The organism is Pedobacter sp. Leaf176 (genome assembly GCF_001424305.1).
Lineage (GTDB): Bacteria > Bacteroidota > Bacteroidia > Sphingobacteriales > Sphingobacteriaceae > Pedobacter.
In genome coordinates this window covers 192,090-203,728 of sequence record NZ_LMPD01000006.1, presented here as the reverse complement: position 1 = coordinate 203,728, position 11,639 = coordinate 192,090, and the positions used below count along the sequence as shown (strand labels likewise).

Below are 11,639 nucleotides of genomic sequence, written 5' to 3'. Positions count from 1 at the left end.
TTATTAGTTTTGTAACCAATGAATATTAAAGAATTAGAAAAAGAGTATATACAGAGTTTAAACCAATTTTACAATACGGAGGAGTCTAAGTCGATATTTTACCTGTCTGCTACCTCCATTTTAAAGGTTACTCAAAGTGAATTATTAATCAAAAAAGACAGGATATTAACCGAAAAAGATTCTGATGATCTTACAAGGGTATTGGACGTTTTAAAAACCGGGAAACCAGTACAACAGGTTCTAGGAGAAACTGTCTTTTATGGTTTACCTTTAAAAATAAATGAACACGTGTTAATTCCCCGTCCCGAAACTGAAGAGCTTGTTGATTGGGTGATTAAGGAAATTAAAGAAAAAAAAGAGACCATTCTAGACATTGGTACCGGTTCTGGATGCATTTCGATTGCAATAAAGAAGTATTTGCCTGCCCTTAGTGTCTCGGCTTTAGATATTTCGGATGAAGCCCTGAAGGTGGCATCAGCGAATGCGATATTAAACGGAACGAACATTGATTTTATTGAAGCAGATATACTTTCTTATTCAAGTGATAAAAGCTATGACGTTGTCGTGAGCAATCCGCCGTATATCCGTCAGCTCGAAAAAGCAGATATGCACAAAAACGTAATCGCATATGAACCTCATTCTGCGTTATTTGTAAGTGATGACGATCCCTTGATTTTCTATAAGACTATTTCTGATTTTGCTTATACTAATCTGAATCCAAACGGTTATTTATTCTTCGAAATAAATGAATTTTTATGGGAAGAAACACTTCAAATTTTAATAGATAAGGGATTCAAAAACATTGAATTAAAAAAAGATATGCAGGGGAAGGACAGGATGATAATGGCTCGTACAAATCCCTAAGAACGTGGGTGGAACTGGGTAACCACTTCTCTTAAATAATCTCTGTCGATATGGGTGTAAATTTCGGTTGTGGTAATACTGGAATGGCCAAGCATTTCTTGAACGGCGCGTAAATCGGCACCGCCTTCGATTAAATGTGTCGCAAAAGAATGTCGCAAAGTGTGAGGACTAATTGTTTTATTTATTCCAGCCTGAACCGCCAGGGTTTTTATCAGGTTAAAAATTGTTATTCTTGATAACTTTGCGCCGAACCTGTTTAAAAAAATAAAATCCTCATTTCCTTTCTTAATTTTCAGATGTACACGAATCTGATTTATATAAATATCTAGTAATTTCAAAGCAATACCTCCAATTGGAACCAAGCGCTCTTTATTTCCTTTTCCAATTACTTTTATGAACTCGATTTGAGGGTAAAGATTTGATAGTCTCAATTCTGTTAGTTCACTAACCCTCAGGCCACAACCATACAGAACTTCAATTATTGCCTTATTTCTCATGCCTTCCGGTTTAGATGCATCAATTGCGTCAATCAGGCTATTAATTTCATCTATATTTAAGGTGTCTGGCAATCTCCGGATTAATTTAGGCGACTCGGTGTGTACCATTGGATTGCTTTGAATGATGTCCTCCAGCATCAGATAAGAAAAAAAAGCCTTCAATCCTGAAATAACCCTCGCTTGCGTACTGCCCAGCATGCCGAGATTGTTCAGCCAGCTAATAAACAGCTTGATATCGTTTGGGCTTATTGCTGTTAATTTCGGCTGATTATCGACCGATTGAAAATACTGTCTCAACTTATCGATATCGTTCAGGTAAGCATCAATAGAATTGCCAGAAAGCGAACGTTCAAGTTTTAGATATGCGGTAAAACCCTTGATATATGATTGCCAAAGCATGTTTTTATTATTTTTTTTTATAACATTGCAACATTAAGGATTTAAACGTCGTAACGCATCACAAAATTAACATGATTTTTAATTATATCAGGCTTAAAAGCCATAACAGTTTCATCAATAACTAAAGTAATTTTATAAAGATGAAAATTCAAATCATAAATGGACCTAACCTCAACCTTCTAGGCATCAGAGAACCATCAATATATGGAAATATAAGCATTGAAGACTATATAAAAGATTTGAGGGAAATTTACTCAATCGTAGACATAGACTATTTTCAAAGTAATGTCGAAGGTGAGTTGATCAATAAACTTCATGAAGTGGGCTTTACTTACGATGGAATTATACTCAATGCTGGTGGTTATACACATACTTCTGTTGCTATTGCAGATGCAATAGCAGCGATAAAAACACCGGTCGTTGAAGTACATATCTCAAACATCTATGCCCGAGAGGACTATCGACATGTTTCATTAACTGGAAAAAACTGCAAGGGTGTTTTAACTGGTTTTGGTGTAAAGGGTTATCGATTGGCTTTAGAAAGTTTATTGATAAATTCATAGAACGACACAAACGCCGAGTTAAAACTAGAATCAACAAGCGGCGTTAATTGAGATTTGAAAAATATTTGATTTTCCTGATAAAAAAAGCCCATACAACACTGCTTTTATAAACCCCAGTGTGTTCGGCATAAGGTTTTAGGGATTGTTGTCTTTTACGGGCAGTTTTTGTTAAATCTCTGATAAAATGCCAGTGCCCTTTACTCACAGCTCGTGTAAATGCAGGTTTTCCTGATAATAAAAAATGTAACCAGGCTACAAAATCAATACACATCCTAATAGCAATACGAAAAACAGCATCACCAAGAGGCAGGTTTTTTTGCATTATTATCAGGTTGTTCCTAAAGTTTAAGTAAGTTTTAAACGGGTTTTCGGATTGTAAGGTACCACCGCCAACATGAAATACTTCAGCATCAGGACAATAAACTACCTTATAATTAAGGTTTTTCAACCTCCAACATAAATCAATTTCTTCCATATGGGCAAATAGGTCAGCATCCAATCCACCCGTTTCTTTCCAACATTTGCTTTTTATAAAAAATGCAGCACCGCTAGCCCAGAAAATTTCTTTCATTTCATTATATTGACCACGGTCTGTTTCATAAACATTGAATAATCGCCCACGGCAGAAAGGGTAGGCATATAGGTCTAAAAATCCTCCTGCGGCGCCAGCATATTCAAATTGATTTTTATCTAATTGCCATTTAATCTTCGGCTGTGCAGCAGCAATTTTATCATCGCTCTGCATTAGATCGATAACAGGTTGTATCCAGTTCGGAGTTACTTCGACGTCAGAATTTAACAATATAAAATAATCGGCCTCCACTCTTTCTAAAACTTTATTGTAGCCACCCGCAAAACCGTAGTTCTGGTCATTTTTCAAAATGTTAACCTTTGGGAAATGTGATTCAATAAACGATATAGAATCATCGGTAGAAGCATTGTCGCCTACAAAAACTTGCAAATTATCATACTCAGAGCGTAAAACCCCCGGCAAAAATTGTTCGAGAAATGCTCTACCATTCCAGTTTAAAATTACGACCGCTACGGATGGGTTCATGTATTGTGTTATTCAGGTTTAAATTTCCAGCGCTTATGGCTCCAAAGCCAATACTGAGGCTTTTCGTTGATTATATTTTCTAAAAAATGAAAATGCAAATTAGTAATTTCTCCATCATGTGTTTCAGCCGGATTTAAACACATTGGCAGGACCTCGACATTGTAATAACCCATTTTAACAGGGCTTACTTTGAAATAATAAATTGGCCGGTTGGTAGATTTGGCAATTTTTTCAACACCGAGTAATGCTGCAGTTGGTTGATGTAGAAAATTAAGAAAATATTTACTCTCCTCACGTGTAGGCGATTGGTCGCTGGCAAAACAAAGTAAACTTGGTTCATTTTTATAAGTTGCCATGCAGCGCAATGTTTGCCTCATTGCTACGAAAACATTACCGAATTTAGTACGCAGTTCGTTAAACCAGGCTTCAAATACCTTGTTATTAATCGGTTTAAAAATAACGAGTGTTTTTGCTGAAATATTTAAACCAAGCGCTAACGTACCTAACTCCCAGTTGCCATAATGCCCGGTACAGGCAAGCACGCTCTCACCTTTTTTGAAATGGCTTTCCAGCTGTTCAAGTCCGGTAAACCTGACCCGTTTTAATGTTTCTGCTTTCGAAATTGTCGTTAATTCAATAATTTCAAAAATGAGTTTAGCGAGGTATTTAAAATATTTTTTTTCAATTGCAATTATATCCTGAGCCGGCTTTTCGGGAAATGAGTTCGTAAGATTGCTTCTCACTACTTTTTTTCTATAACCTATTAAGTAATAAAGCAGATAATATAGTAATCTTGCAAAAAATAACAATACCGGAAGAGGTAGTAACGATATCAGGCATAAAAAAAATACGCCAAGGTGCGCAATCCCTCTTTTAATCATTAATTTTAAAACGTTTGAACTACAAACATATATTTTCAAATGCAGAATACAGCTATACTTCCTTTATTTTATCTACCCCCGGTAGGCTACTTCTCTAAAATACAAGAGCTTAACCCTGATTTTTTACTGGAGCAATTTGAACATTTCCCTAAACAAACCTACAGGAACAGGGCTAGTATATATTCCCCGAATGGAAAATTAGATATAACTGTTCCTGTGGTACGCGGTTCAAAAATGCGTACCCCGCTAAAGGACGTAAAAATCAGTTACGATTTTAACTGGCAACGTTTGCATTGGATGAGCCTGGAAAGTTGCTACCGAAGTTCGGCTTATTTCGAGTTTTACGAAGACGAATTTGTACATTTTTATAAAAAACGCTTTGATTTTCTATTTGATTATAATCTTGAACTTTTGCAATGGCTTACAAAAAAAATGAAGTTCAGCACTGAGTACAAGTTAACGACTGAATATATCGATGATCTAGAGCCATCATTGGATTATCGGGAAATGATGAGTCCGAAGAAAATAAGCGACGATGTAAACAATAAACCATATTATCAGGTTTTTGAAGACAAACATCATTTCATACCCAATTTAAGTATCGTTGACTTACTTTTTAATCAAGGGCCGCAAACCCGGTTATACATTTAATTATGGCTAAAAACAAAACCCGTAGTCGTCATAAACATTATAAAGTTCCTGAGCCTGGTACAAGTCCTGGATTATACGCAATTGATGAAAATGCATTAAAGCCAAAAATAACATTTCATACTTATAACGAAAAAACGTATAAAAAGGAAGAACTGCAGAATATCAATGATATTGACAAACTTACTGAAAACAAAGATTTTTATTACTGGTTTGACATCAAAGGGCTGGGTGATCCCAGTATTTTCGAAACACTTTATTCAAAATTAAATGTAAGCAGGCTGGTGCTTGAAGACATTACCAGTTCTTATCAGAGGCCAAAACTTGATGAGTACGATAATGATAAGTATGTATTTGCCGTAAGCAGACATTTATTTTTAAGTGATGAGGGTGATCTGTGCAATGAGCAGATTTCATTTATACTAACCAATAAATATTTAATTACGTTTCAGGAAGATTACCAGGATTGTTTTAATCCGGTTAGAAAACGATTGGAAGTTGGCAAAGGTAACATCCGAATCGGTGGATCCAGCTACCTGATGTATGCCATAATGGATGTAATTGTCGATAATTATTTTACGTTATTAAATCACTGGGGGGAGGAACTTGACGCCATTGAAGATAGGTTATTTGACAATCCTGACAAGCGTATTATGTACGATACGCAGGCGATAAAACGCTCTTTAATTACCATAAGAAAGGTTGCCTGGCCAGAACGTGATAAACTAAATGACATTCTGAGAAGTGATAGTGACTTAATTAATGATGTAACCAAGACTTATATCAAGGATGCATATGATCATTGCATACAGATCATCGATTTTATAGAAAGTTTAAAGGAGATTGCGTCGGCCAACATTGACATGAATTTGTCCATCATAAGCAACAGGATGAATGAAATTATGAAGGTTTTAACCATTATATCATCAATATTTATTCCCTTGACTTTTATTGCTGGAATTTATGGGATGAATTTCAGTAGGGAAGACCCGGTAACGGGCAAAATCTTAAAAGACAATATGCCTGAGTTATATGCTGAACATGGTTACTTATACACCTGGCTGGTGATGCTCGTAATCGCTGTGATCCAAATCATTTATTTTTGGAGACGGGGTTGGTTTAAATAAAAACCTGAAATTCTTTTCTGTTTGAAGAAAAAATAAAATTTAACATTTAATCAATCTAGATTAACTATTTTAGGGGCTCGAGCCCTATGCAATCATCATTCGAAATAGATAAAAGCGACGTACTCAAGGTTAAAAATGCAATTTTAGCTGGCGATGAAACTTTAAAAATAGTTTTAGAGGAATACCATGCCTCAGAAATCGCAATTTTGTTCGAACGTTTGGACAAATCCGAACAACGGCATATCATAAACCTCCTTCCAGCGGAGATCGCTTCTGAGATTATTTCGGAAATGGATGAAGAATCCCATCCGGAAGATTTACTTTTTGAACTTCACCCCGATAAACGTACCGAGATTGTTGAGGAATTAGACTATGACGATGCAACAGATATCATTTCTCAGCTGGAAGATCATGAGCAGAAAGAGATTCTTGAAGACCTTAATGAAGAAGATGCGTCAGAAATCAGGAACCTTTTAACTTACAACGAAAAAACTGCAGGGGGCTTGATGAACACAGAACTGATCTGTGTAAACATTAACCTTACTAAAAAAGATGCAATTGACGAGATTATCCGTCAAAGTGAGGAAATGGAGGAGTTTTATACCATTTATGTAGTTGATGACGCCGAAATTTTTAAAGGTATTGTTTCGTTAAAAGATATTATTAAAGCCAAACACAATGCAAAAATAACGGAACTGGTTAAAATTGATGCTGTTTTTGTGCATCCCGATACAGACCAGGAAGAAGTTGCAAACCTGATTTCACAATATAATTTGACAAGTATTCCGGTTATTGACCAGCATCAGAAACTACTCGGTCGGGTAACATTCGATGATGTAATTGACGTTATGGAAGCGGAGAGCACCGAAGATATTTTAAAAATATCAGGTGTATCAGAAGATGAGGAACTAAGTGGTAATTGGGTGGAAGCTGTCAAATCACGTTTGCCATGGCTAATTATTAATTTGGGTACGGCATTTCTCGCCTCCTCTGTGGTTCGTTATTTCGACCCCACAATTAAGTTAATTCCTTCCTTGGCAGCGTACATGACCATCATAGCGGGAATGGGAGGGAACGCTGCTACTCAAGCGCTGGCAGTTACGGTACGACGTATATCGCTGTATGATTTAACGGATAAACAGGCTTACCGAACCGTATTAAAAGAGTTTACTGTCGGCTTAATTAATGGTGCTTCAAATGGGCTGATTGTATTTATTTTTGCCTATTTTTTTGACGGAAATCCAATGCTAGGACTGGTTATCTTCCTGGCAATGACTGGTAATCTTGTGATCGCAGGAATTACCGGAGCCGGAATTCCATTGATTCTAAAGCGTGTTGGCATCGATCCAGCCATTGCATCCTCTATAATTATTACTACTTTTACCGACGTTTTTGGCTTCCTGCTGATTTTAGGTCTGGCCAGTAAACTTTTACTATAACAATCAGGATTTGATTGATTTAAGAACTTAAGATAACCAAATTTTGTACGTTATCTCCAAAACTTAAGTTAGCTACCTGTACAAATTAAAATATCATCATGTTAATCCTTAAATCCAAAAAATCCTGATCCCACAATGCAAACAACAAGACACGATTGGAATAAAGACGAAATATCGGCAATTTACAACAAACCATTTTTAGATTTGGTTTATGAAGCGGCTACTATACATAGGGCAAACAAAGATTATAATGAAGTTCAGGTTAGCTCTCTGATCTCCATTAAAACCGGTGGTTGCGCTGAAGATTGTTCTTATTGCCCACAGGCAGCGAGATACCATACTGACTTACAAGTACAACCATTAATGCAGCTTGGGCAGGTTATCAGCGCTGCTGTGAAAGCAAAAGAAGGAGGCGCATCGCGTCTTTGCATGGGTGCTGCCTGGCGTGAGGTTCGTGATAACCGCGACTTTGACCGGGTAATTGACATGGTTAAAGCAGTTAATGATATGGATATGGAAGTTTGCTGTACCCTGGGTATGCTTACTGAAAACCAGGCGCAACGTCTAGCTGATGCCGGCTTATATGCCTACAATCATAATATCGATACATCAGAAGATGACTACAAACGCATCATTTCTACCCGCACATACGATGATCGCTTAAACACGATTAAGAATGTAAGAAAAGCCAAATTAACAGTTTGTAGCGGAGGAATTATTGGCTTAGGAGAAACAGTAGAAGATCGGGTTTCTATGTTGCAAACGTTAGCCAATATGGAAAAACACCCGGAATCTGTTCCGGTTAATGCGCTGGTTCCTGTAAAAGGTACACCACTTGCCGATCAACCTCGTGTACCTATATGGGATATGGTTAGAATGATTGCTACGGCTCGTATTGTAATGCCAAATTCTGTGGTACGTTTATCTGCCGGCAGGAATGAAATGAGCACACTGGAACAGGCGTTTTGCTTTATGGCGGGTGCAAGTTCAATTTTTGCAGGAGACAAACTATTAACAACACCTAATCCCGCTTTTGTCGACGATATGGCGATGTTTGAATTATTAGGCCTAAAAACCCGTGAAGCCTTTAAAAACGGAAGGCCTGCCAATACGATGGCGGAACAGGTAGAAGCTGTCTAGTCTAAAGTTTCATCAATAAAAAATGGGGCGGATAAATAATCCGCCCCATTTTTATTTCAATGATTTTATATTGCTGTAACCCGTACCTCAATATTTCCACGCGTCGCTTTAGAGTAAGGACAAGCTCTATGCGCCTTATCAGCAAGTTGTTGCGCCTCTTCGAGAGAAATACCCGGAATATGTACATCTAAATCTGCTGAGAGTACAAAAGCATTTCCATCTTTATTGAAAGAAATCAGAACATTTACGGTGGCCTCACTGGTATCTACACCATCGCGCTCTGCCACTGAGCCTAAAGCCCCAAGATAACAAGGTCCCCATGCTGCTGCAAACAATTGTTCGGGATTTGTTGCACCGCCTTGCCCGCCTAGTTCTTTTGGCTTTTTTAACTCAAAATCCAATTGCCCATCGCTCGATTTTATATGACCGTCTCTTCCTCCTGTAGCTGTAACTTCAGCTGTATATAACTTTTCCATAATTTTATTAATTGATTATATACCTAACAGCAAGGGATCATCATTGTTTCATATATGCAATTAATTGGGAGATTAGATTTTAACTTTCAACGATAGCTTATACAAATCGTAAGCGACTTTTTGGATCAAATCGAACTGCTCGGGTATTAAGTCCTCACCCGATTTAATATGGATAGCGTCATTGTTCATTCTGATTAAAGGTACATTCTCGACTGTATTCTGACCTTTCTCCAGGTTTTCGATACTGGTATCCAACAAATATGTTGTGTTATTTGCTATTGGTTTTAGGCCTTCGAAATTTTCGAAATGAAAATCGTGCTCTTTATTATAAAGTGAAAGTGTAGCAATATACGATGAAATCAAATGACTTAATGCTGTGAACTGGTGCACTTCTTTGATAAACAGTTGTTTGCTTTTCGGCTCGGAAAACATTCTTTGAAATAAAGAAGCTAAATTGGCGGTGCTTACATAAACTTCTTTCCTTGCCAGCTTATAATCGGTTCTATTGTAATTTTTTTCGAAGTAAAGCTTTACAACCTGTTCAAAATAAGCTTTATTTGCCCGAAGGATATTAACCATTGCTTCTTTAAGTTTTTCGTGCTCCCAGGTTGGGAATAGAGAATAGCTAGCCAGAAGTGCAATTCCAGAACCTATAAATGTGTCATAGATTCTTTCTCTCGCCAATGCCATTGAGCCCATGCCTAAAAAATCAAATAGAATAAGAATATAAGGGGTCATAAAAAGAACACTCACAACATAATTTTTCCTTTGAAAGCTATAACAGCCAATCATACAAATAAGCAGAATTATAAATAAGGCATTTCTATCATGAACATACATTAATACACCCATTCCAACAAAAGCACCTATGGTGGTTCCAATAAGGCGTTGATAATTTCTTTCCTTCGTTAAACTGAACCCCGGTTTTGAAATGACCAGAATGGTTAGTAATATCCAATAGCTATGAGAAAAATTCAACAATTGTGACACTACAAAGCCTAGAACCATTACTACTGTAACCCTTAGCGAATGCTTGAAAGTTGAAGAACTGTAAGTTAGGTTTTCTGTAAATAAGCTATAATCAAATTTTTGTCGCGTAATAAATTTTTCGGTATCCACTTCTGCCTTACGGATATCTTTACTATTTCGAAGCTTGAAATAACTGATGATGGTTTTTACTCTTCCCAGGATATTCTCAATGTTTACCTCAATATTTTTTAAAGCGATAATACCCGAAGTGCTGAATTGCTTTTTATCATTATTTTTTTCAAAATTGTTGATTTTAATCTTTAATCTCTCGATTTCAATAAGTAAACGTTTCGAAACAACAGGCGTTCCACCGCTTTTTAATGCAAAAGCGATGTCGTCCAGGGCATAGGAAATACGCTTAATTGCCATTTCGTAGTCAGATAAAATACCTGCCGTATCGAACTGTTCGTGAAGCTGCTTGTAATTGTAATAAGTAGACATTACCTGCTCAAATAAATCGACCATATCTACAAATACAAGCATCAAAAACCGTCCTTCAGGTGTAGAATCCCTAATGATTTCACGCGTTCTGAATAAAAGCTCTCTTACAGCATCCTGCTTTTCGTGAACTGAAACCTGGAGCTGAAGCAAATCCGCGTAAGTTTTATCGTAATTGTTATTCCTGTGATAGAATTTAGCTTTCTCCCTTAAGAATTCAGCAACTTCAATTATAGAATCGCTTAAGGATTGCTGAACCAGACGAAAGGGGCGTAGCCGGTAAACAAAATAACTCAGCCCCGTATACCATAAACTGCCAGCTAAAATCATTAAAGAATAGATTATTACTTCATCCCACGGACGCACATCATCTATACTTAAAACCATAATTAACAAGGTGGCAGTACCGATAGATGCCGCTCTGATTCCATAAATGTAAAACATGGAAAATACAAAACTAGATGCCGCAAGCAGTACCCCGATGAAATAATGGTTTCTATTGGTGAGTCCGGTTAGTATGGAAAAGACAAATATTAAACCTGTCGTAACCAGCATTGCATTTCTTCTGTGAACCATAGGCCCCGGACTATCCACAACGCTAACGCATAATGCACCCAGGGAAAGCGTCATTCCGTACTTGAGCATTCCGTAATGCGCAAATATTAAAGACGGTAAAAGAACACCAATAGTAATGCGCAAGCCATCTGCAAAGTATGTACTAAGTAAAAAATCCTGAACATTTCTAATCGGTTGTCTGATTTGCATACTTACAAAAATAACATAATAAGCAGGTTTTTGTTGAACGTTTTTATCTAACTTTTCTTAGAAAGCTATGCTTTTAAGGCGAAAATAAAAGAATCATCTTACATTTAAGCGCAAGTAATTGTTTATAAGTAAGATACCTAAAAATGTTAATAACATCTCTAAAGATGCTATAGGCTATTGGAAAAGTAATTTCTAGATAAAATAAATGTTAAAAACCTTGATTTTCAGGTGGATAAATGTGTCAATAAAAATTTTTAATTTTTATTGACACCGCCGTGTTTATGCCGTATATTAGTTTATATCAAATACGGAGTAA

11 protein-coding genes are annotated in these 11,639 nt (G+C 36.8%); 6 read left to right on the top strand and 5 right to left on the bottom strand.

What is annotated here, in order from left to right:
• Positions 1 to 18 precede the first annotated feature (18 nt).
• On the top strand, positions 19 to 864 hold the full coding sequence (gene prmC, locus ASF92_RS16930; protein ID WP_056095956.1) for a peptide chain release factor N(5)-glutamine methyltransferase: 846 nt from the start codon (positions 19 to 21) through the stop codon (positions 862 to 864).
• On the opposite strand, the gene xerD is transcribed toward prmC, so the two are convergent.
• On the bottom strand, positions 861 to 1,760 hold the full coding sequence (gene xerD, locus ASF92_RS16925; RefSeq protein ID WP_056095953.1) for a site-specific tyrosine recombinase XerD: 900 nt from the start codon (positions 1,758 to 1,760) through the stop codon (positions 861 to 863). The genes prmC and xerD overlap by 4 nt on opposite strands.
• A gap of 140 nt (positions 1,761 to 1,900) precedes the next feature.
• Between xerD and aroQ the strand changes: the two genes are divergently transcribed.
• Entirely contained in the window at positions 1,901 to 2,323 is a 423-nt protein-coding gene (aroQ, locus tag ASF92_RS16920) for a type II 3-dehydroquinate dehydratase (protein ID WP_056095951.1), read from the top strand.
• A 43-nt stretch (positions 2,324 to 2,366) separates the two neighbouring features.
• Here the strand turns inward: aroQ and ASF92_RS16915 are convergent, their stop codons facing one another.
• Entirely contained in the window at positions 2,367 to 3,380 is a 1,014-nt protein-coding gene (locus ASF92_RS16915) for a glycosyltransferase family 2 protein (protein WP_056095948.1), read from the bottom strand.
• Positions 3,381 to 3,388: 8 nt separating this feature from the next.
• Positions 3,389 to 4,261: a lysophospholipid acyltransferase family protein gene (locus ASF92_RS16910; protein ID WP_056095946.1), complete on the bottom strand. Its 873-nt coding sequence runs from the start codon at positions 4,259 to 4,261 to the stop codon at positions 3,389 to 3,391.
• Positions 4,262 to 4,300: 39 nt separating this feature from the next.
• Between ASF92_RS16910 and ASF92_RS16905 the strand changes: the two genes are divergently transcribed.
• The 4 genes from ASF92_RS16905 (at position 4,301) to bioB (ending at position 8,615) form a co-directional block, all read left to right on the top strand.
• Positions 4,301 to 4,912: a WbqC family protein gene (locus ASF92_RS16905; protein WP_056095943.1), complete on the top strand. Its 612-nt coding sequence runs from the start codon at positions 4,301 to 4,303 to the stop codon at positions 4,910 to 4,912.
• A gap of 2 nt (positions 4,913 to 4,914) precedes the next feature.
• Positions 4,915 to 6,036, top strand: a complete 1,122-nt coding sequence (corA, locus tag ASF92_RS16900; RefSeq protein ID WP_056095939.1) for a magnesium/cobalt transporter CorA — start codon at positions 4,915 to 4,917, stop codon at positions 6,034 to 6,036.
• Between the two features lie 86 nt (positions 6,037 to 6,122).
• Positions 6,123 to 7,475 carry a magnesium transporter gene (gene mgtE / locus ASF92_RS16895; protein ID WP_056095937.1) on the top strand — a complete coding sequence of 451 codons (1,353 nt, stop codon included), beginning with the start codon at positions 6,123 to 6,125 and terminating at the stop codon, positions 7,473 to 7,475.
• 135 nt (positions 7,476 to 7,610) lie between these two features.
• A complete protein-coding gene (gene bioB, locus ASF92_RS16890; RefSeq protein ID WP_056095934.1) occupies positions 7,611 to 8,615 on the top strand; it encodes a biotin synthase BioB in 1,005 nt (334 codons plus the stop codon).
• Between the two features lie 65 nt (positions 8,616 to 8,680).
• Here the strand turns inward: bioB and ASF92_RS16885 are convergent, their stop codons facing one another.
• Entirely contained in the window at positions 8,681 to 9,091 is a 411-nt protein-coding gene (locus tag ASF92_RS16885; protein ID WP_056095932.1) for an organic hydroperoxide resistance protein, read from the bottom strand.
• A gap of 72 nt (positions 9,092 to 9,163) precedes the next feature.
• The gene (locus ASF92_RS16880) at positions 9,164 to 11,323 is read right to left on the bottom strand and encodes an FUSC family membrane protein (protein WP_056095928.1); all 2,160 of its coding nucleotides are present in this window, start codon (positions 11,321 to 11,323) and stop codon (positions 9,164 to 9,166) included.
• Positions 11,324 to 11,639: the final 316 nt, after the last annotated feature.